The organism is Streptomyces sp. BA2, assembly GCF_009769735.1.
Lineage (GTDB): Bacteria > Actinomycetota > Actinomycetes > Streptomycetales > Streptomycetaceae > Streptomyces.
Genome location: NZ_WSRO01000002.1, coordinates 2,430,001 through 2,449,594 on the forward strand (window position 1 = coordinate 2,430,001; position 19,594 = coordinate 2,449,594).

General features: G+C 69.9%; 18 protein-coding genes (1 of these 18 cut by a window edge). 10 read left to right on the forward strand and 8 right to left on the reverse strand.

Going from position 1 to position 19,594, the window contains the following annotated elements; translation table 11 throughout:
* On the reverse strand, positions 1-192 hold the 5' end (the start) of the coding sequence (locus E5671_RS13575; RefSeq protein WP_160504221.1) for a DNA-3-methyladenine glycosylase. It extends 450 nt beyond the left edge of the window; only the first 192 of its 642 coding nucleotides appear in the window; the start codon lies at positions 190-192; its stop codon lies beyond the left edge, outside the window.
* A 166-nt stretch (positions 193-358) separates the two neighbouring features.
* Between E5671_RS13575 and E5671_RS13580 the strand changes: the two genes are divergently transcribed.
* The 4 genes from E5671_RS13580 to E5671_RS13595 all read left to right on the forward strand — a co-directional run bounded on the left by E5671_RS13580 (position 359) and on the right by E5671_RS13595 (position 3,272).
* Positions 359-1,141: a sporulation protein gene (locus tag E5671_RS13580; RefSeq protein ID WP_160504222.1), complete on the forward strand. Its 783-nt coding sequence runs from the start codon at positions 359-361 to the stop codon at positions 1,139-1,141.
* 60 nt (positions 1,142-1,201) lie between these two features.
* On the forward strand, positions 1,202-1,735 hold the full coding sequence (locus E5671_RS13585; RefSeq protein WP_160504223.1) for a YbhB/YbcL family Raf kinase inhibitor-like protein: 534 nt from the start codon (positions 1,202-1,204) through the stop codon (positions 1,733-1,735).
* 131 nt (positions 1,736-1,866) lie between these two features.
* Positions 1,867-2,616, forward strand: coding sequence for a transposase family protein (locus E5671_RS13590; RefSeq protein ID WP_160504224.1), 750 nt, complete (start codon positions 1,867-1,869; stop codon positions 2,614-2,616).
* Positions 2,617-2,765: 149 nt separating this feature from the next.
* Positions 2,766-3,272, forward strand: coding sequence for an HNH endonuclease (locus tag E5671_RS13595; RefSeq protein ID WP_160504225.1), 507 nt, complete (start codon positions 2,766-2,768; stop codon positions 3,270-3,272).
* A gap of 61 nt (positions 3,273-3,333) precedes the next feature.
* On the opposite strand, the gene E5671_RS13600 is transcribed toward E5671_RS13595, so the two are convergent.
* The 3 genes from E5671_RS13600 to E5671_RS13610 form a co-directional block, all read right to left on the reverse strand.
* Entirely contained in the window at positions 3,334-4,275 is a 942-nt protein-coding gene (locus tag E5671_RS13600; RefSeq protein WP_160504226.1) for an SPFH domain-containing protein, read from the reverse strand.
* A 157-nt stretch (positions 4,276-4,432) separates the two neighbouring features.
* Positions 4,433-4,861 (reverse strand): NfeD family protein, encoded by a 429-nt coding sequence (locus tag E5671_RS13605; protein WP_160504227.1) that lies wholly within the window; start codon positions 4,859-4,861, stop codon positions 4,433-4,435.
* A gap of 95 nt (positions 4,862-4,956) precedes the next feature.
* Positions 4,957-5,754: an ABC transporter ATP-binding protein gene (locus tag E5671_RS13610; protein ID WP_160504228.1), complete on the reverse strand. Its 798-nt coding sequence runs from the start codon at positions 5,752-5,754 to the stop codon at positions 4,957-4,959.
* A 123-nt stretch (positions 5,755-5,877) separates the two neighbouring features.
* On the opposite strand from E5671_RS13610, the gene E5671_RS13615 reads away from it, so the two are divergent.
* Positions 5,878-6,657, forward strand: coding sequence for a hypothetical protein (locus E5671_RS13615; RefSeq protein WP_160504229.1), 780 nt, complete (start codon positions 5,878-5,880; stop codon positions 6,655-6,657).
* A 155-nt stretch (positions 6,658-6,812) separates the two neighbouring features.
* On the opposite strand, the gene E5671_RS13620 is transcribed toward E5671_RS13615, so the two are convergent.
* The 3 genes from E5671_RS13620 to E5671_RS13630 all read right to left on the reverse strand — a co-directional run bounded on the left by E5671_RS13620 (position 6,813) and on the right by E5671_RS13630 (position 9,041).
* Entirely contained in the window at positions 6,813-7,058 is a 246-nt protein-coding gene (locus E5671_RS13620; protein WP_160504230.1) for a chaplin family protein, read from the reverse strand.
* 170 nt (positions 7,059-7,228) lie between these two features.
* Positions 7,229-7,903 (reverse strand): response regulator transcription factor, encoded by a 675-nt coding sequence (locus E5671_RS13625; RefSeq protein WP_336605748.1) that lies wholly within the window; start codon positions 7,901-7,903, stop codon positions 7,229-7,231.
* Positions 7,896-9,041: a GAF domain-containing sensor histidine kinase gene (locus E5671_RS13630; protein WP_160504231.1), complete on the reverse strand. Its 1,146-nt coding sequence runs from the start codon at positions 9,039-9,041 to the stop codon at positions 7,896-7,898. The genes E5671_RS13625 and E5671_RS13630 overlap by 8 nt, the downstream gene beginning before the upstream one ends.
* A 192-nt stretch (positions 9,042-9,233) precedes the next feature.
* Between E5671_RS13630 and E5671_RS13635 the strand changes: the two genes are divergently transcribed.
* The 3 genes from E5671_RS13635 to E5671_RS13645 all read left to right on the forward strand — a co-directional run bounded on the left by E5671_RS13635 (position 9,234) and on the right by E5671_RS13645 (position 12,051).
* Positions 9,234-9,950 carry an SDR family NAD(P)-dependent oxidoreductase gene (locus tag E5671_RS13635; protein WP_160504232.1) on the forward strand — a complete coding sequence of 239 codons (717 nt, stop codon included), beginning with the start codon at positions 9,234-9,236 and terminating at the stop codon, positions 9,948-9,950.
* The gene (locus E5671_RS13640) at positions 9,947-11,029 is read left to right on the forward strand and encodes an S-adenosylmethionine:tRNA ribosyltransferase-isomerase (protein WP_160504233.1); all 1,083 of its coding nucleotides are present in this window, start codon (positions 9,947-9,949) and stop codon (positions 11,027-11,029) included. Before E5671_RS13635 ends, E5671_RS13640 begins: the two co-directional genes overlap by 4 nt.
* A gap of 293 nt (positions 11,030-11,322) precedes the next feature.
* On the forward strand, positions 11,323-12,051 hold the full coding sequence (locus E5671_RS13645; protein WP_160504234.1) for a transglycosylase SLT domain-containing protein: 729 nt from the start codon (positions 11,323-11,325) through the stop codon (positions 12,049-12,051).
* A 115-nt stretch (positions 12,052-12,166) separates the two neighbouring features.
* Here the strand turns inward: E5671_RS13645 and E5671_RS13650 are convergent, their stop codons facing one another.
* Positions 12,167-14,785, reverse strand: coding sequence for an FHA domain-containing protein (locus E5671_RS13650; RefSeq protein ID WP_160504235.1), 2,619 nt, complete (start codon positions 14,783-14,785; stop codon positions 12,167-12,169).
* A 264-nt stretch (positions 14,786-15,049) separates the two neighbouring features.
* On the opposite strand from E5671_RS13650, the gene E5671_RS13655 reads away from it, so the two are divergent.
* Both E5671_RS13655 and serB read left to right on the forward strand, forming a co-directional pair.
* Positions 15,050-16,615: a streptophobe family protein gene (locus E5671_RS13655; protein WP_443032609.1), complete on the forward strand. Its 1,566-nt coding sequence runs from the start codon at positions 15,050-15,052 to the stop codon at positions 16,613-16,615.
* 1,673 nt (positions 16,616-18,288) lie between these two features.
* The gene (gene serB / locus E5671_RS13660; RefSeq protein ID WP_160504236.1) at positions 18,289-19,503 is read left to right on the forward strand and encodes a phosphoserine phosphatase SerB; all 1,215 of its coding nucleotides are present in this window, start codon (positions 18,289-18,291) and stop codon (positions 19,501-19,503) included.
* The last annotated feature ends 91 nt before the right edge of the window (positions 19,504-19,594 follow it).

Consider the following 19,594-nt stretch of genomic DNA (forward strand, 5'->3'; position numbering starts at 1 on the left):
GGGGCCGCGATAGGCGTGTGACCCCGGGTCGGCCTCACCCGCGTATGCCTCCACCTCTGTCAGGCGCAGTTCGATCGGACCGTCCGGTGAGCTGCGCACGAGGACGCGGCCCAGCAGGTCAGGGGCCACGTCGAGGACAGGGCGCTCGAAGAAGTCATGGGTGAGGGGCGTACGGTCAGGGGCCTCGATCATGGCGTCCGAGGGTACTGGAGACGATCCGTACGGGTAGGTGGTCGCCTGCTGGGTGGATTGCCAGGGTGAGAACGCGGAACCGGACGTGGGTTCACCGCGTTTGTATTGATCAAGGATTCAAGTCGAGTCGAGTCGAACCACAGGCGGGGCCTGGGGGAGGAGAGTCATGGGGTTCAAGAAGCTGCTTGCGAGCCTGGGTGCCGGCGGTGCGTCGGTGGAGACGGTGCTGACCGAGGTCAACGTCGTACCGGGTGGTGTCGTCCAGGGTGAGGTGCGGATCCAGGGCGGGTCCGTGGACCAGGAGATCGAGGGTCTGTCCGTCGGTCTGCAGGCGCGGGTCGAGGTCGAGGGCGCCGACCAGGAGACGAAGCAGGACATCGAGTTCACGAAGCTGCGGCTCGGTGGGGCCTTCACGCTCCAGGCGAACCAGGTGCACGCGGTGCCGTTCGGGCTCGAGATCCCCTGGGAGACGCCGGTCACCTCCATCGACGGGCAGCAGCTGCGCGGGATGAACATCGGTGTGACCACCGAGCTCGAGATCGCGCGTGCGGTGGACTCCGGTGACCTGGACCCGATCAACGTGCACCCGCTGCCGGCGCAGCAGGCCATCCTGGACGCCTTCATCCAGCTGGGCTTCCGCTTCAAGAGTGCGGACATGGAGCGCGGTCACATCCGTGGGACGCGGCAGAAGCTGCCGTTCTACCAGGAGATCGAGTTCTTCCCGCCGCAGCAGTACCGCGGACTCAACCAGGTCGAGTTGAGCTTCGTGGCCGACGACCGCGAGATGGACGTCATCCTGGAGATGGACAAGAAGCCGGGCCTCTTCAGTGAGGGCAGCGATTCGTTCCGCTCGTTCAAGGTCGGGCTCAACGACTTCCAGGGCACGGACTGGGCGGCGTACCTCAATGAGTGGCTGTCCCAGGTCGGCAGCAAGCGCAACTGGTCCTAGGCTCGGGAGAGCAGAGCTGTAGAGCTGCCGCCGAGCAGGAACCAACCAGGAGGTGCCGACGTGACCGAGCTCAAGAGGCCGCCGCTTCCCCATGACTTCCATCCGCCCGTGCCGTCGTTCACGGTCGTGAGCGAGGACTTCGAGCCGGGTGCGGTCCTTAAGGACGCTCAGGTCCAAGCGGCCGGGAACACCTCGCCGCACCTGCGGTGGGAAGGCTTCCCGCCGGAGACCAAGAGCTTCGCCGTGACGTGCTTCGACCCGGACGCTCCTACGGGCAGCGGGTTCTGGCACTGGTCGGTCATCGACATCCCGGTGTCGGTGACCGAGCTGCCCACCGGTGCGGGCAGCGGAAAGTTCGAGGGGCTGCCCGAGGGCGCGGTGCAGGTGCGGAACGACTACGGGACGAAGGAGTTCGGGGGCGCCGCGCCGCCGCCCGGTGACCCGGCTCACCGTTATGTGTTCACCGTGTACGCGGTGGATCAGGAGAAGCTCGGCCCGGACTCCGACGCTTCGCCCGCCGTCGTCGGATTCAACCTCCGGTTCCACACGCTCGGGCGCGCGCAGGTGCTCGCCGAATACGCCGCTCCCGCGTAGTAGCTCAGCGTTCACTGAGCTTCTTCGAGTTGGCCACCAATCGGGTGGTGGGCCGTGAAGCGCAACGAACGAGGCCCCCGAGCTGTTGATCGAGATGTCTGACGTCTCAATCACGTTGCTCGGGGGCCTCGTTGGTCATCCATCCTGCCGCACTCGACCTGCCGCATGCGCTCGTGGAGTGGGTCACCATGCTGGTTGTCACTCGTGAGGGCGACCGGCGCTGCAAGCTTCGTCCGTCTCAGCGGGCGATGGTGGCACTGGTGTACCTGCGCGAGCACACCACTCTGGCGAAGATCGCCGCCGGGTTCGGGATCAGCGAATCCACCGCCCACGCCTACACCCGCGCGGTCGTCGACCTGCTCGCCGAACGAGCACCGGGCCTGCTCAAGACGCTGCGCGAGCACGATCCCGACTTCATCCTGCTCGACGGCACCCTCGCCGAGTGCGACCGGGTCGGCGACGGACGGGCCGACTACTCCCACAAACACCGGCGCCACGGCGTGAACGTGCAGGTCGTCACCGACCCCGGCGGCCGGCTGCTGTGGCTCTCGCCCGCCCTGCCGGGTCGCACACACGACCTGACCGCCGCCCGTACCCACCGGATCATCCGGATCTGCGAGCGCCAGGGCGTTTCCATCCTGGCCGATCTCGCCTACCAAGGCGCGGGACCGTGGCTGACGACCGGCATCAAACGCAAGCCGCTCCAAGACCTCACTCCCACCGAAAAGACCCTCAACCGGGCACTGGCCGCAGCACGAGCCCCCGTTGAACGCGGTGTCGCGAACCTGAAGTCCTGGCGAATCTTCCGCAGGTCCCGGTGCAGCCCCAACCGCATGACGTCAATCGTCAAGGCCATCCTCACGCTGGAGCGGCAACGCTGAAGAAGCTCACTGAACGTTTGCCCGCCCCTGGTCATGGAAGTGATCAGGGGCGGGCATTTTTTATTGCGTTGTCCATCTCGGCGTGCCCGGCCAGAGTTGATCCCAGCCCGCCAGGGGGTGGGTCGGTGTGCGTACGGGAGGTGGGCGAAATGCGGGACACGCTGGTGCTGAACGCGAGCTTCGAGCCGCTGTCGACGGTGTCGCTGAACCGTGCCGTCGTGCTGGTGCTGCAGGACAAGGCAGTCGTCGAGCACGCCCACCCCGGACTCCGTGTGCGCGCGGCAGCGGTCGAGATACCGGTGCCTCGGGTCATCAGGCTCTGCAGGTATGTACGGGTGCCGTTCCGAAGACGGGCTCCGTGGTCGCGGCGCGGTGTTCTCGTACGGGACCAGCACAGGTGCGCGTACTGCGGGAGGCGGGCGACGACCGTGGATCATGTGGTGCCGCGGGCACAGGGCGGTGCGGACTCCTGGCTGAACACGGTCGCTTCGTGCGCGATGGACAATCACCGCAAGGCGGACCGTACGCCTGAGGAGGCCGGGATGCCCTTGTTGCGGCAGCCCTTTGAGCCGACTCCCGCGGACGCCATGCTGCTGGCGCTCGGCCGGGACGAGTTGGCGACGCTGCCGGAGTGGCTGGCGGCTCCTGCCGCGTAGCCGCCCGGCTTTGGCTGAGCGCGCAGTTCCCCGCGCCCCTTCGGGGCGCGGGTTTCTTGCGTCAGTCGATCGGCGGCTGTTCGCGGCGCTCCTTGCCCTGTGCGGGCACCGAACCGCCGCCGCCGCCCGTGGGGTTGAAGTTGCCGAACGCGCCGCCGAGGCCCTTGAGTGCGTCGCCGATCTCGCTGGGGACGATCCAGAGCTTGTTCGCGTCGCCCTCGGCGATCTTCGGGAGCATCTGGAGGTACTGGTACGCGAGGAGCTTCTGGTCCGCGTCACCGGCGTGAATGGACTCGAAGACCGTGCGGATCGCCTGGGCCTCGCCCTCGGCGCGCAGGGCCGCTGCCTTGGCCTCACCCTCCGCGCGCAGGATGGCGGACTGCTTCTCACCTTCGGCGCGCAGGATCTCCGACTGCCGTACACCTTCGGCCTGGAGGATCGCGGCGCGCTTGTCGCGGTCGGCGCGCATCTGCTTCTCCATCGAGTCCTGGATGGAGGTCGGCGGCTCGATCGCCTTGAGCTCGACGCGGTTGACGCGGATGCCCCACTTGCCGGTGGCCTCGTCGAGGACGCCGCGCAGCGCCGCGTTGATCTCCTCGCGGGACGTCAGGGTCCGTTCGAGGTCCATGCCACCGATGATGTTGCGCAGCGTGGTGACGGTGAGCTGCTCGATCGCCTGGATGTAGCTGGCGACTTCGTACGTCGCGGCGCGGGCGTCGGTCACCTGGTAGTAGATGACGGTGTCGATGTTCACCACGAGGTTGTCCTGGGTGATCACCGGCTGGGGCGGGAACGGGACGACCTGTTCACGGAGGTCGATGCGGTTGCGGATCGAGTCGATGAACGGGACGACGATGTTCAGGCCCGCGTTCAGCGTCCGGGTGTAGCGGCCGAAGCGCTCGACGATCGCCGCGCTGGCCTGCGGGATGACCTGGATCGTCTTGATCAGGGCGATGAAGACCAGCACCACCAGAATGATCAGGACGATGATGATTGGTTGCATCGTTGTTCCCCGTACCCCTCTTGCTTCGGTGTTCCCGGAAGATCCGCAGAGCCGGCACACGCGTCGGCGAAGATCTTGCTCGTCGAGTCTGTCAGACCGTCGCACACCCCGTGGTCGATTCGCCTGACGATGGCCGCCATATGACGATGGCTGTCCGTCACATGACGATGGCTGTCGCTCCGTCGATCTCGACCACGTCCACCTCGCGTCCCGCCTCGTAGCTCTGGTCGGTGTCGAGCGCGCGGGCCGACCAGATCTCGCCGGCGAGTTTGATCCGGCCGCCGGAGGCGTCGACGCGTTCCAGGACGACGGCCGTCTTGCCCTTCAACGCCTCCACTCCCGTAGCCAGTTCGGGCCGTTGGGCGCGGTGTCGTGCCGCCACCGGGCGCACGACCGCGATGAGCGCGACCGACACCGCGGCGAATACGACGACTTGGAGCACGGTGCCGCCGCCGAGGCCCGCGGTCACGGCGCCCGCGACGGCGCCCACGGAGAGCATGCCGAACTCCGGCATCGCGGTCAGTACGAGCGGGATTCCGAGCGCGGCGGCTCCGATCAGCCACCACACCCATGCGTCGATGTCCACATGGTCATGGTAGGACCGCGGGACCTTCCCGCACAGGGCACGTGATCTACCGACCGGAGCGGGCCCGGCCGTTCGCGCCGGTGTCAGCCGGATCGTCAGCCGAGCGGGAGACCCTGAGCACTCCAGCGCTCGCCCCGCTCCTCGACCACGAGGGGCAGTCCGAAGCAGAGGGAGAGGTTGCGGGAGGTCAGTTCGAGCTCCAGCGGGCCCGCGGCCATGATCTTGCCCTGGCGGATCATCAGGACGTGGGTGAAGCCGGGGGCGATCTCCTCGACATGGTGCGTGACCATGATCATCGAGGGGGCGATCGGGTCGCGGGCGAGGCGGCCGAGGCGGCGTACGAGGTCTTCGCGGCCGCCGAGGTCGAGGCCCGCCGCGGGCTCGTCGAGGAGGAGCAGTTCGGGGTCGGTCATCAGGGCGCGCGCGATCAGGGTGCGCTTGCGCTCTCCCTCGGAGAGGGTGCCGAACTTGCGGTCCAGGTAGTCGGTCATGCCCAGGCGGTCGAGGAAGGCGCGGGCGCGCTGCTCGTCGACGTCCTCGTAGTTCTCGTGCCAGCCGGCGGTCATGCCGTACGCGGCCGTGAGAACCGTCTGGAGGACGGTCTGGCCCTTGGGCAGCTTCTCGGCCATCGCGATGCCGGCGACGCCGATGCGCGGGCGGAGCTCGAAGACGTCCGTGCCGGGCTTGCCGAGGGTCTCGCCGAGGATGGTGGCGGTTCCGGTGCTCGGGTGGAGGTAGCTGGACGCGACGTTCAGGAGGGTGGTCTTCCCCGCGCCGTTCGGTCCGAGGATGACCCAGCGCTCACCCTCCTTGACCGACCAGGAGACCTGGTCCACCAGAGCCCGGCCCTCGCGGACCACGGATACGTCCTCCAGCTCCAGTACATCGCTCATGAGCGCGTTGTCTCCCATTGCAGTCTCGGCTGTCGCTTGCGTCTGTGGACGCAGTCCCCTGGGAGAAAACCTACGCCACCGGCCGAGCGCTCCGGCCCTTAGCCCGGTCCTTAGGCTGTACGCATGCTCTCGGAACCACGCTCAGGACGCTTGGCGGCATGGGGAAATGCCCTGCTTGCCGGACTTGTCTCGCCGGATGACGCGGTGCTCGCGATGGTCGGCGACGACGCCGTGCACCGGGTCGAAGGGCTCCCCGGCGAGTCGGGGCCCGTCGGTCTCACGCTCGCCATCGGACGATTGCGCACGCTCGGGGTGACCGGGCTCCGGGTCGCGCTGCCCGCGCCGGGACATCCGCTCGGTCTCAGCGGCCCGCCCGATTTCAACGCTCGTGCCCTGGACGCGGAGGAGGCGGTCGTCGCCTTCGGGGCGCCGTACGGCCTTGTGCCCGAGGTGTCCGAGGTCGGGCCCGCCGGCGATGTGCACGTGGAGGTCCTCTGGCACTGCCTGCCCGTGCGGGAGGCGCCGCCGGCCGATGTGCCCTCGCTGAGCGAGGCGGAGCGCGAGCTCGCCGAGGCGCTGCGGGACGCGACGGAGGTGCTCTCGCGGCTCGACGTCGCGGGCTCGGGTCCGGTCGCCGAGGCCGCGGTGGACGCGTACCGGGCGCGGGCCGAGCGGGGGCGTGAGGCTCTGGCTCCCGGGTATCCGCCGCGTGCCGTACGGGTGTTGGAGCTGGCCCAGCGGGTCGGCCTGCTGATCTCGGTGGCGTACGAGAACGGGCATGGCGGGGCCGTGAGCGCCTCGGAGATGGCGGCGCGGGGGGCGGCGTTGCGCCCCGTGGAGCGGACTGCCCGGCGGGCGCAGGTGGCCGCCTATAACGCTTACGTGGAGGAGCGGGAGCGGTAGCCCTGGGGGCGCCTGGGCGGTCGGGGCTTCGTCTTTGACCGCGGGCGCTCTGCGGCTGAGCGCGCAGTTCCCCGCGCCCCTTACGGGGCACGGCAGACCGGCCCCCCGGGGGTTACCCGGGAGGCCGGTAGTCACTGCTGCGCCTGAGGCGTACGTCAGGTGTTGAGGCCGTTGTTCGCGAAGGCCGGGTTGAGGGCACCGATGACGGACGCGGTGTTGCCCACGGCGTTCACGGGGATGTGCACCGGCGCCTGGACGAGGTTGCCCGAGCCGACGCCCGGCGACTTCACGGCCTTGCCATCGGCGTGCGCGCCGTCCGTGGCGGAGGCGAGACCGGCACCGGCGACGACGAGGCCACCCGCCACCATCGTGACAGCAGCGGCCTTCTTCAGGTTCTTCACTTCTGGATCCTCCTAGCGATCGCCGCGGCCAGCCGCCGCAGCACGCACTGGAGAACGGCCGGGCGGCGCGCAGGTTGCGCCAGACGAGGGACATCTACACGACGGTATGAATCTCAGTCCGGAACGCGACGGTCCACATCGCCGGTTGACGGAGTGCGCAGAAACGTTAATCAGCCGGTCACACCATGTCGTACGGCCCACAGGGCGGCCTGGGTGCGGTCGGCGAGGTCCAGCTTCATCAGGATGTTCGAGACGTGGGTCTTGACGGTCTTCTCGGAGAGCACGAGGGCGCGCGCGATCTCGCGGTTCGAGCGGCCGTCGGCGATGAGCCCCAGGACCTCGCGCTCCCGCTCGGTGAGCGAACCGCCCCTCCCCTGCCCGGTGTTGGCCTCCTCCTGGGACAGCAGCGCCCCGGCCACCTCGGGCTGGAGCAGCACATGCCCCGCGTGCACGGAACGGATGGCACCGGCCAGGGCGTCCGGATCGACGTCCTTGTAGACATACCCGGCGGCGCCCGCGCGCAGGGCCGGGACGACCGTGCGCTGCTCGGTGAAGCTCGTGACGATGAGCACGCGCGCGGGGTTGGCCAGTTCGCGGAGCTTGCGCAGCGCCTCGACACCGTCCATGCCCGGCATCTTGACGTCCATGAGGACGACGTCCGGCTTCAACTTCTCGGCCTGCTCTACGCCTTCGACGCCGTCCGACGCCTCGCCCACGACCTCGATGTCGTCCTGCACCTCGAGGAACGTACGCAGACCGCGGCGGACCACCTGGTGGTCGTCGACCAACAGCACCCGGATGCCGGTCTTCGGGTTGAACTTCGGATGGGACACAGCGTCAGCCACCGGGAACCTCCATCTCGATCGTCGTGCCCTTCCCGGGCTCCGATTCCACGGTCAGCCGTCCGCCGACCCCGCCTGCCCTGTCCCGCATGGAGACCAGGCCCAAGTGCCGCCCCGCGCGCCGGATCACGCGCGGGTCGAAGCCGCTGCCGTCGTCCGTGACGCGCAGCACCGCGCCGGCTCCTCGCCGCGCCAGGGTCACGCAGACGCGTTCCGCGCCGGAGTGGCGCAAGGCATTGTGCAGCGCTTCCTGGGCGACGCGCAGCATCGCCTCCTCCTGGGCCGCGGGCAGGGCGCGGACCGCGTGGCTCTCGAAGGTGACTTCGGCGGAGTGCGCGCGGTCCAGGACCTGCGTGTGCGTGCGCAAGGTGGCCACCAGGCCGTCCTCGTCCAGGGCCGCGGGGCGCAACTCCACGACGGCGGCGCGCAGTTCGTCCGCCGCTTCGGCCGCGAGCACGGTCACCTGCTGGAGTTCGCCCTTGGCGCGGGCGGGGTCGCGGTCCATCAGGGCGGCCGCGGCCTGGGCCGTCAGGCGCAGCGAGAACAGCTTCTGGCTGACGGCGTCGTGCAGTTCATGGGCGAGGCGCGAGCGCTCCTCCGCGATGGTCAGCTCGCGGCTGCGTTCGTAGAGCTGGGCGTTCGTGAGGGCGATCGCGGCGTGCTGGGCGAGGATCGACAGGAGCTCTTCGTCGTCGGCGGTGAAGCCGCAACCGCCTTCTGGCTTGGGGCAGTTCTTGTTGGCGAGGAAGAGCGCGCCGAGTGTCTCCTCCCCGTACCGGATCGGCAGGCCGAGGAAGTCTGACATGTCCGGGTGGGCGGATGGCCAGCCCTCGAAGCGCGGGTCCTTGCGCACGTCGGCGAGGCGCTCGGGCTCGGCCTTGTGCAGCATCGCGGCGAGGATTCCGTGCTGTCGGGGCAGCGGGCCGATGGCGCGCCACTGCTCGTCGCTGACGCCGTCGACGACGAACTGGGCGAACCCGCCGTGGTCGTCCGGAACACCGAGCGCCGCGTATTCCGCGTCGAGCAGTTCGCGGGCCGAGGCGACGATCGTCTTCAGGACGTCGCGCACCTCCAGCTGTCTGCTCATGGCGAGAAGCGCGGAGCTCACCGCGTTCAGGCCGGACCGGGGACCTTGACTCATGGCCTCACCGTACCGGCGGGGTGTGACAGCGCGTATCGGACCTGTGGCGGCCACCGCCTAGGGCCGTGGGCGTAGGCCGAAGGGACTTGAGCTGTTGCGGCCCGCGTCCGAGGCGCCGGGACCGGGTCCGTTCCTACCGTGGCGTCATCCGCTGAAGAGCGGCTGCCTGGGCGACCCGAGGGGACGGATGTCATGCCGGTAGCGATCATCACGGGGGCTTCGAAGGGACTGGGGCGCGCGCTGGGGGCGGCGCTCGCCGAGCGGGGCTGGGGTCTGGTGCTCGACGCGAGAACGGCGTCCGCGCTGGAGGACTCCGCACGGGACCTGGCGGGACGCGGCGCGCGCGTGGAGGCTGTCGCCGGGGATGTCACGGAGGCCGGGCACCGGGCGGATCTGGTGGCCGCGGCGCGGAAACTGGGCGGCCTCGATCTGCTGGTGAACAACGCGAGCGCGCTGGGCGCGGAGCCTCTCGTACGGCTTGATGAGCTCGCGCTGGACGGGCTGCGGCAGGCTCTGGAGACCAACGTGGTGGCGGCCCTGGGGCTGATCCGTGAGGCGCTGCCCCTGTTGCGGGCCTCGGCGGCGGGGACGGTGGTCGACGTCAGCTCCGACGCGGCCGTCGAGGCGTACGAGACGTGGGGCGGGTACGGGGCGTCCAAGGCGGCCCTCGATCATCTGTCGGCGGTCCTTGCCGTGGAGGAGCCGGGGCTCCGGGTGTGGGCGGTCGATCCCGGTGACATGCGGACCGATCTCTACGAGGCGGCCGTCCCGGACGACGACGTCTCGGGGCGGCCGCCGCCCGAGACGGTGGTGCCCGCCTTCCTGCGGCTGCTCGACGAGCGCCCGGCGAGCGGGCGGTACTTCGCTCCTGCATGGCTCGAAGGTTCCTCTCTCCGGGACACGCGATGACGCTGGCCGTGCGGGTACCCGATGAGCTGGCGGCGCGCGTTCCCGCCGAGCAGCGTGGGCCGGGTCTTGGCCGGGACGCGGTGCGGCTGCTCGTGTCGCGCGGGACGGAGGTCTCGCATCACGCGTTCACGGACCTGCCCGCGCTGCTGCGGGCCGGGGACCTGCTGATCGTGAACACCTCACAGACACTGCCCGCAGCGGTCGACGGAACCACCGGGCACGCGCGCGTGGTGGTGCATTTCTCCACGCGGGGTGACGACGGACGGTGGGCCGTCGAGTTGCGGGACCCGGACGGCAGGGGCACCACGCGGGCGCGCGCGGGCGGGCCCGCGGATTCAGTCGTGCGGCTCCCCGGGGACGTACGCCTCGTCCTCGATGAGCCGCTGGCCCCGGGGAGCGGGCGGTTGTGGTGGGCCCGGGTGTCGGCCGATGTGCCGTCGCTGCTGCGGCGGCACGGGCGCCCCATCCGCTACTCCTATACAGAGAGGGACCAGCCGCTCTCCGCCCACCAGACCGTGTTCGCGCTGCCGTCGGCCGACGGCACGGGCAGCGCGGAGATGCCGAGTGCGGCCCGGCCGTTCACCGCGGCCCTGGTGGCACGCCTGGTGAGCCGGGGTGTGCAGTTCGCGCCGGTCGTGCTGCATACGGGGGTGGCGTCGCCCGAGGCGCACGAGCCGCCGTATCCCGAGCTCTTCGAGGTGCCTGAGACGTCGGCGCGGCTGATCAATGCCGCCAGGGCGGGCTGCGGACGGGTCATCGCGGTGGGTACGACGGCCGTGCGTGCCGTCGAGTCGGCCGCGGGCCCCGACGGGGTGGTCCGGGCGGCAGCGGGCCGTACGGAGCTCGTGGTGACGCCCGCGCGGGGCGTGCGGGTGGTGGACGGGCTGCTCACGGGGCTGCACGAGCCGCAGGCCTCGCATCTGCTGATGCTCGAGGCGGTCGCGGGCCGGGCCGCCGTGGACCGGGGTTATGCGGAGGCGGTACGCCGTCTCTACCTCTGGCACGAGTTCGGCGACGTGCATCTCCTACTTCCGGAGGAGTTTGCTCACACAGAGAATTGCTATGGCAACTGGTGGTGAGGTTGTTACGTGTTCGATGTGAGCCCGCGCATAGGGCGCACGTCACGTACGAAGGTCCCTAGTGGATAAGAAAGTCCTTTATGGGCGGGGGTGCACTGTCGTCATAACGCACAAAGCACACCCTGATCCACTATCCGGCATCGTACGTCACTGCTTTGCCACAGAATTTTGCGGCCGCTAAGAATTGCACCCGTCGTTCGGCGCCGCGGTCTCGCACCGCGGCGTTTGTGCCGGGTAAGCAAATGTCCCCGCCGGCCAGAGCGACCTCCGCGATTCGAAGAGGTCCATCTGCCATGTCCAAGCACACCACCCCTGGTCATAGTCGCCCCGCGCTGACCAAGATCCAGAAGTTCTCGATCGCCGGTGTCGCCACGCTCGGCGCCGCTGCCCTCGCGTTCTCCCTCGTGCCGGGCAGCGCCGACGCCGGAACCGGAACGCAGAGCGTCGAGGCCGCCCCGGTGGCCTTCAAGCAGAACGCCGACGCCCAGCAGGCCGTCGAGGCCGGTGTCATCAAGCAGCACACCGCCGTCGACAAGCAGGCCAAGGCCGCCAAGGACGCAGCCGCCGCGAAGGCGAAGGCCGAGGCCGACGCCGCCGCGAAGAAGAAGGCCGCCGAAGAGGCCGCGGCCAAGAAGAAGGCCGAGGACGAGCGCAAGGCCAAGGAAGCCGCGAGCCGTGCCGCCGCGCGCAAGCCGGTCTACGCCAACAACCTCGACGGCTGGATCCGCCAGTCCCTGGACATCATGAAGGCCAAGGGCATCCCCGGCTCCTACGAGGGCCTGCACCGCAACATCATCCGTGAGTCGGCGGGCGACCCGAACGCCAAGAACGGCTGGGACATCAACGCCATCAACGGCACCCCGTCCGTCGGCCTGCTCCAGGTCATCCAGCCGACGTTCGACGCGTACCACGTCGAGGGCACCTCCACGAACATCTACGACCCGGTCGCCAACATCACGGCCGCGGCCAACTACGCGGCCGACCGGTACGGCTCGATGGACAACGTGAACGGCGCCTACTGAGCCTGATCGCCTGATCAACGGACCTCTTCACCGAGGCTCGACAGACGCCGAAGGGCGGCACCCCGCGCGGGGTGCCGCCCTTCTCGTCGTTCACAGGTCCGTGTCACGGGCCTGCTTACTTGCGCATGACCTCGGGCTCGTGACGGCGCAGCAGCCGTGCGACCGCGAAGCCGCAGGCGATGCCGATCAGGAGCAGGATCGTGATGTTCATGCCCCACTGCCCCGCCGAGTGCTCCCACAGCGGGTCGAGGTCGCCCGGCTTCTTCGGGTCCCACGGCGGCATGAGGTGGGCCAGGTCCAGCGTGGCGCCCGCGCCGGCGATGGCCCAGCGCGACGGCATCAGCCAGGCGAACTGCTCCAGGCCCGGCGAGCCGTAGACCTGGAAGAGCACGCCGGTGAAGACGACCTGGACGATCGCGAACATCACCAGGAGCGGCATGGTCTTCTCTGCGGTCTTCACCAGCGAGGAGATGACCAGGCCGAACATCATCGAGGTGAAGCCCAGGGCGATGATGACCAGGCAGATCTCGACAGCCGGGGGCATGATCAGGCCCTCTTCCGGCATGTCGCGCGTCGCGAAGCCGATGCCGCAGATGATGACGCCCTGGAAGGCCGTGATCAGGCCGAGGACGATGACCTTGGACATCAGGTACGCCGAGCGGGAAAGGCCGGTGGCCCGCTCCCGTTCGTAGATGACACGTTCCTTGATCAGCTCTCGTACGGAGTTGGCCGCGCCCGAGAAGCACATGCCGACCGCGAGGATCAGCATGATCGTTCCGGCGTCGCCGTTGAACTTCGACGGCGGCTTGGGCGGCCCGAGTCCGAAGTCGGCCGGGATCACGACGCTGACGATGCCGAGGACCGCGGGCAGGATCACCATCAGACCCAGGAAGCCCTTGTCGGAGGCGATCACCGAGGTGTAGCGGCGGATCAGGGTCCACAACTGCGAACCCCAGCCCTGCGGCTTGGGCGGCCTGATCGCCTGCGGCGGCGGCATGTGGACCGGCTGCGCGGCCACGGCGTCGATGTCGGCGGCGTACATCTGGTAGTGCTGCGAGCCCTTCCAGCGGCCCGCCCAGTCGTAGTCGCGGTAGTTCTCGAACGCCGAGAAGACGTCCGCCCACGTCTGGTAGCCGAAGAAGTTGAGCGCTTCCTCCGGCGGACCGAAGTACGCGACCGAACCGCCGGGCGCCATCACCAGGAGCTTGTCGCAGATCGCCAGCTCGGCGACCGAGTGCGTGACGACGAGGACCGTACGGCCGTCGTCGGCGAGGCCGCGCAGGAGCTGCATGACGTCGCGGTCCATGCCCGGGTCGAGGCCGGATGTCGGCTCGTCCAGGAAGATCAGCGACGGCTTGGTGAGGAGCTCCAGGGCCACCGACACGCGCTTGCGCTGGCCACCGGAGAGGGAGGTGACCTTCTTCTCCTTGTGGATGTCCAGCTTGAGCTCGCGCAGGACCTCGTCGATGCGCTGCTCGCGCTCCTGCTCGCTGGTGTCCGAGGGGAAGCGCAGCTTGGCGGCGTACTTGAGGGCCTTCTTGACGGTCAGTTCCTTGTGCAGGATGTCGTCCTGCGGGACCAGACCGATGCGCTGGCGCAGCTCGGCGAACTGCTTGTAGAGGTTCCGGTTGTCGTAGAGGACGTCACCCTGGTTGGCGGGCCGGTAGCCGGTGAGCGCCTTGAGCAGGGTGGACTTTCCGGAGCCCGAGGGGCCGATGACCGCGATGAGCGACTTCTCCGGGACGCCGAAGGAGACGTCCTTGAGGATGTCCTTGCCGCCGTCGACCGTCACCGTCAGGTGGCGGGCGGAGAAGGAGATCTCACCGGTGTCGACGAACTCCTCGAGCCGGTCGCCGACGAGCCGGAACGTCGAGTGACCGACGCTGACGATGTCGTTCGGGCCGATGAGGGCCGTGCCCGACTTCGCGACCGGCTGACCGTTGATGTACGTGCCGTTGTGCGAGCCGAGGTCGTGGATCTCGAAGCGGCCGTCCGGAGTGGCCGTGAACTCGGCGTGGTGCCGTGAGACCTGGAGGTCGGAGACGACCAGTTCGTTCTCCAGGGCGCGGCCGATGCGCATCTTGCGGCCGAGCGCGAGCTGGTGGAACGTCGTCGGGCTGCGGTCCCCGTAGACCGGCGGGGCCCCCGCGACACCGCCGGAACCCGCGCCGGGGCCCTGCTGCTGCGGGACCTGCGGCTGCTGAGGCTGCTGATGCTGCTGGTGATGAGCCTGCTTCTGGGGCTGCTGCTGCCAGCCTTGCTGCTGGGGCATCTGCTGCTGCGCGTGGTGCTGCGGCGCCTGTTGCTGGGGTGCCTGCTGCTGGGGTGCCTGGGCAGCCCAGCCGGGTCCGCCCTGCTGCTGCGCGTGGTGCTGCGGCGCCTGATGGGCCGGGGCCTGCTGAGCGGCCTGCTGCGGTGCGGATACGGCGGCGGCGCCCGAGGCGCTACCGGACACATTCAGCCGCGGACCGTCGGTCGCGTTGCCGAGGTTCACCGCCGAACCGGGGCCGATTTCCATCTGGTGGATCCGCTGGCCCTGCACAAAGGTGCCATTGGTGCTGCCGTGGTCCTCGATGACCCAACTGCGGCCGCTCCAGCTGATCGTGGCGTGACGCCAGGACACTCTGGCGTCGTCAAGCGCGAGATCCCCCTGCGGATCACGTCCGAGGGTGTACGACCTGGACGGATCGAGCGTCCAGGTCCTTCCATTCAATTCCAGTACGAGTTCCGGCACTCCAGCCCCACTGAGTTGTCCCCCGAGCTAGCCCCCGTCATGGGGAGTCTAGGGATGTCGAACATCGGGAGGAACTATTTCAGGCGGAGGCCTCTGACCGAAAGTCGGGCCTTGTGAAGACTGCGTACGGGCCTCCATGACCGCCCCGTTGACGAGGCAGAAACCGCCCCGGAGAGTAGTAACCGCCCATGAGTGCATACGGATCATGCGCATTGCGCATATCTCGTATGAATCGGGCGACGCGGTGCGAGTCGGGGGGTCCTGATGGAGACCGGCGGGAAACGGGCCGAAGGCCGGGGTGTGCGGTGGGGCGATGTACTGCTGTCCGCGATAGCCGCCGTGAGCTGGGCACTTGTCGGGATGGCCGGCGCCGCGGCGCTCGGCCTGCATCTTCTCGGCGCGGACGCGGTGGGGTCACTGGGGCCGATGACGGCTGCCGTGGTGGCGCTCGGCGCGGGCGGTTCGGTCACCCCGTCCGGTGACGTGTCGGCGTTCGGGCTCGAAGGGGCCGAGGCGACCACGGCGATCGATGTCGCGCCGCTGGGCGTCGGCCTCGCGGGCGCGGTACTGCTTGCGTATTTCTTCCTACGCTCCTTGCGCGGGGCGGGAGTTGTGATCACGCCTGCCGAACTGGCCGCGCGCGTGAGTGCGGTGATCGTCCTCTTTCTGGCGATGCTCGGCGGGTTGGCATGGGCAGGTCACGACATCATCACGATCGACGGCGACCAGCTGGGGATCGACAAGGGCATCGACGAGGGGATCGACCAGCTCCCGGACGACATCACGGACAAACTTCCCGATGGGCTCGGTGACATCGGGGGTCTGCTGCCCGACCGGCTCGGCGATCTCGCGCAGGCGAAGGCGGCGGTCGGCTTCACCGTGGACATGGGTCCGACGCTGCTCGGGGGCGCGGTGTGGGTGACCGGCGTCCTGCTGATCGCGCTGCTCGCCTCGCGTCGTACGCCGCTGCCGAGCGGGTGGGACGCCGTGCACCGCGTGGTGCGTCCTGCCGCGTCCGCGCTGGTCACGGTGTTGCTCGTGGCGGTGCTCGCCGGGCTCGCTGCGGCTGCGTACGCGATGATCGGCGACGCCCATCCCAAGCGGATCGCGGGGGCCGCGCTGCTCGGGGCGCCGAACGGGGTGTGGCTCGGGGTGCCGATCGGGCTCTTCGTGCCGTGGGACGGCGAGGCGACGGGCGAGCTGGCGAAGCTGCTTCCGGACCCGCTGGACGATCTCCTGACGGGCTCCGGCGCCTCGGGGAACGAGGCGGTGACGCTGGGGCGGCTCGCGGAACTCGACAGCCGGGTCTGGCTCCTGGGCGTAGCGGCGGCGCTGATGATCCTTTTCGCGGGGGTGCTCACGGGGGTCCGCACTCCATACGTACGGGGCGTACGGGGTGTACGGGGTGTACGGGGCGGAACGGGCACCCTGCGATTCGCGGGGCAGTGCGCGGTGCGGCTCGCCGTGGTGACGGCGCTCGCGCTGCCGCTGATGGTGTGGCTGACGGGGGTGTCCGCGGACGCCTCACTGTCGGTGCTCGGCTTTGACGCGTTCGGGGCGGGGATAGAGCTGCACGGGCAACTGGGGATGGCGTTGCTGCTCGGCGCGGCGTGGGGCGCGGGGGCGGGGGCTGTGGGGGCGCTGCTCGCGGTGGCGAGTGGGGCTGCGGGGGGGTGGGGTTTCGCCGTTGGCCCGCGCCGCGGAGGCTGGGGTTTCGGCCCCCGCCTCGGCGGCTGGGGTGCCGGCCTCCGTTGCGGGGCCGTACAGCCCGAGCGATCCCTACCGGCCCGCGAACCCCGACACCAATCCGTACCTTCGGCCGCCGCGTGATGTGTCCGGGGCGCCGACGGTGGTGGGACCGATGGCTCCCCCGCCGCAGCCGAAGCCGCGGCTCCGCTCCTCGGGGGACGGCGACTGGCCGCCGCCTCCACCTCCGCCGCCTCCGCCTCCGCCCCCGGAGCGGGGGCCGCGGGGCGGCCGGGGGCGGTAGTACCGGTTTCCCCGGTGGGGGGGGCGTCCCTGGCCCGCCGCTTCGCGGCGGATTCTTCCCCACCCACCCACCCGATCACCCCGCGGCCGAGCCTGCGATCGACGCCGCGGGGTGAAGGGGCGGGCGGGAGAGAACCCTCCGCGGAGCGAGCGATCCGGCCGGGGACCCAGAACCACCCCAGGCCGGGGGTCATCGACGCCACGGGGTGAACGGGTGGGTGGGCGGGAAAAAACCACCGCCGAGCTCGCGAACCGACCGGGGGCCCAGAACCACCCCAGGTAGGGAGCCGCCAACGCCGCCGGGCGAACGGGCGGGCGGGCGGGAAACAACCACCGCCGAGCAAACGAACCAGCCGGGGGCCCAGAACCACCCCAGGCCGGAGGCCATCGACGCCACGGGGTGAACGGGTGGGTGGGCGGGAAAAAACCACCGCCGAGCTCGCGAACCGACCGGGGGCCCAGAACCACCCCAGGTAGGGAGCCGCCAACGCCGCCGGGCGAACGGGCGGGCGGGCGGGAAACAACCACCGCCGAGCAAACGAACCAGCCGGGGGCCCAGAACCACCCCAGGCCGGAGGCCATCGACGCCACGGGGTGAACGGGTGGGTGGGCGGGAAAAAACCGCTGCCGAGCTCGCGAACCGACCGAGGGCCCAGAACCACCCCAGGCAGGGAGCCGCCAACGCCGCCGGGCGAACGGGCGGGCGGGCGGGAAACAACCACCGCCGAGCAAACGAACCAGCCGGGGGCCCAGAACCACCCCAGGCCGGAGGCCATCGACGCCACGGGGTGAACGGGTGGGTGGGCGGGAAAAAACCGCTGCCGAGCTCGCGAACCGACCGAGGGCCCAGAACCACCCCAGGCAGGGAGCCGCCAACGCCGCCGGGCGAACGGGCGGGCGGGCGGGAAACAACCACCGCCGAGCAAACGAACCAGCCGGGGGCCCAGAACCACCCCAGGCCGGAGGCCATCGACGCCACGGGGTGAACGGGTGGGTGGGCGGGAAAAAACCGCTGCCGAGCTCGCGAACCGACCGAGGGCCCAGAACCACCCCAGGCAGGGAGCCGCCAACGCCGCCGGGCGAACGGGCGGGCGGGCGGGAAACAACCACCGCCGAGCAAACGAACCAGCCGGGGGCCCAGAACCACCCCAGGCCGGAGGCCATCGACGCCACGGGGTGAACGGGTGGGTGGGCGGGAAAAAACCGCTGCCGAGCAAACGAACCGACCGAGGGCCCAGAACCACCCCAGGTCGGGGGCCATCGACGCCACCGGGTGAACGGGTGGGTGGGTGGGGAGAAACCGCCGCGGGCGAGAACGTTGGCGCCACTGAGTGAACCGGCGGGCGAGGAGCCCGCGCTAAGCGGCGGTGAAGAAGCGCCCGCCACGCAGTGGACCAGCGGGAGGGAGCTCGCGCCAAGCCGTGGTGGAGAAGTTCGCGGCGTCGAGGGGCAGGTGTCCGCCAAGCGGACCGGCGGCACGCCCCCGCGCCCCGCCGGATACCGTGGGCCCCACCATGAGCGCTTCGCAGCCCCCGCAGCCCGCCGACGTCCCCACGCTCCTCGTCAAGATCTTCGGCAAGGACCGTCCCGGAATCACCGCAGGCCTCTTCGACACCCTCGCCGCCTACTCCGTCGACGTCGTCGACATCGAGCAGGTCGTCACCCGTGGGCGCATAGTGCTGTGCGCGCTCGTGACCCAGCCGCCGGCCGGCTTGGAGGGCGACCTGCGGTCCACCGTGCACAGCTGGGCCGAGTCCCTGAAGATGCAGGCCGAGATCATCTCGGGCATCGGTGACAACCGCCCCCGTGGCCACGGCCGTTCCCACGTCACCGTGCTCGGCCACCCCCTGACCGCCGAGTCGACCGCCTCCATCGCCGCCAGCATCACCGCGACCGGCGGCAACATCGACCGTATCTTCCGGCTCGCCAAGTACCCCGTCACCGCGGTGGAGTTCGCCGTGTCCGGCGCGGAGACCGAGCCGCTGCGCACCGCCCTCGCCCTGGAAGCTGCGAAGCTCGGCGTGGACGTCGCCGTCGTCGCCGCCGGTCTGCACCGCCGCGCCCAGCGGCTCATCGTGATGGACGTGGACTCGACCCTCATCCAGGACGAGGTGATCGAACTCTTCGCGGCGCACGCGGGCTGCGAGGACAAGGTCGCCGAGGTGACCGAGGCCGCGATGCGGGGCGAGCTGGACTTCGAGCAGTCGCTGCACGCCCGCGTGGAGCTCCTCGCCGGGCTCGACGCCTCGGTCGTCGAGAAGGTCCGCGCCGAGGTCCGCCTCACCCCCGGCGCCCGCACTCTCATCCGTACGCTCAAGCGCCTGGGCTATCAAGTGGGCGTCGTCTCGGGCGGGTTCACCCAGGTGACCGATGATCTGAAGGAACGTCTCGGCCTCGACTTCGCCCAGGCCAACACCCTGGAGATCGTCGACGGCAAGCTCACCGGCAAGGTGACCGGCGAGATCGTGGACCGCGCGGGCAAGGCCCGGCTCCTTCGCCGCTTCGCCGACGAGGCCGGGGTCCCGCTGGAGCAGACCGTCGCGATCGGCGACGGCGCCAACGACCTCGACATGCTGAACGCGGCCGGTCTCGGTGTCGCCTTCAACGCCAAGCCCGTCGTCCGGGAGGCCGCGCACACCGCGGTGAACGTCCCCTTCCTCGATACCGTCCTCTACCTCCTCGGTGTCACCCGCGAAGAGGTCGAGGCGGCGGAAACCCACACCGACTGAGGCCGCAAGCCGCAACCGCAAGCCGCAAGCTGCAATCACACCGATGGCCCCCTTACCGCTGCGGTACCGGGGGCCATCCGTGTATGTGCGT

What these genes read in the sequence shown, in the direction of transcription:
- E5671_RS13630 (WP_160504231.1), bottom strand. Translation starts at nt 9,041, where the DNA reads ATGAGTCAAGGTCCCCGGTCCGGCCTGAACGCGGTGAGCTCCGCGCTT.
- E5671_RS13600 (WP_160504226.1), bottom strand. Translation starts at nt 4,275, where the DNA reads ATGCAACCAATCATCATCGTCCTGATCATTCTGGTGGTGCTGGTCTTC.
- E5671_RS13580 (WP_160504222.1), top strand. Translation starts at nt 359, where the DNA reads ATGGGGTTCAAGAAGCTGCTTGCGAGCCTGGGTGCCGGCGGTGCGTCG.
- E5671_RS13640 (WP_160504233.1), top strand. Translation starts at nt 9,947, where the DNA reads ATGACGCTGGCCGTGCGGGTACCCGATGAGCTGGCGGCGCGCGTTCCC.
- E5671_RS13635 (WP_160504232.1), top strand. Translation starts at nt 9,234, where the DNA reads ATGCCGGTAGCGATCATCACGGGGGCTTCGAAGGGACTGGGGCGCGCG.
- E5671_RS13615 (WP_160504229.1), top strand. Translation starts at nt 5,878, where the DNA reads ATGCTCTCGGAACCACGCTCAGGACGCTTGGCGGCATGGGGAAATGCC.
- E5671_RS13645 (WP_160504234.1), top strand. Translation starts at nt 11,323, where the DNA reads ATGTCCAAGCACACCACCCCTGGTCATAGTCGCCCCGCGCTGACCAAG.
- E5671_RS13610 (WP_160504228.1), bottom strand. Translation starts at nt 5,754, where the DNA reads ATGAGCGATGTACTGGAGCTGGAGGACGTATCCGTGGTCCGCGAGGGC.
- E5671_RS13595 (WP_160504225.1), top strand. Translation starts at nt 2,766, where the DNA reads ATGCGGGACACGCTGGTGCTGAACGCGAGCTTCGAGCCGCTGTCGACG.
- E5671_RS13655 (WP_443032609.1), top strand. Translation starts at nt 15,050, where the DNA reads ATGGAGACCGGCGGGAAACGGGCCGAAGGCCGGGGTGTGCGGTGGGGC.
- serB (WP_160504236.1), top strand. Translation starts at nt 18,289, where the DNA reads ATGAGCGCTTCGCAGCCCCCGCAGCCCGCCGACGTCCCCACGCTCCTC.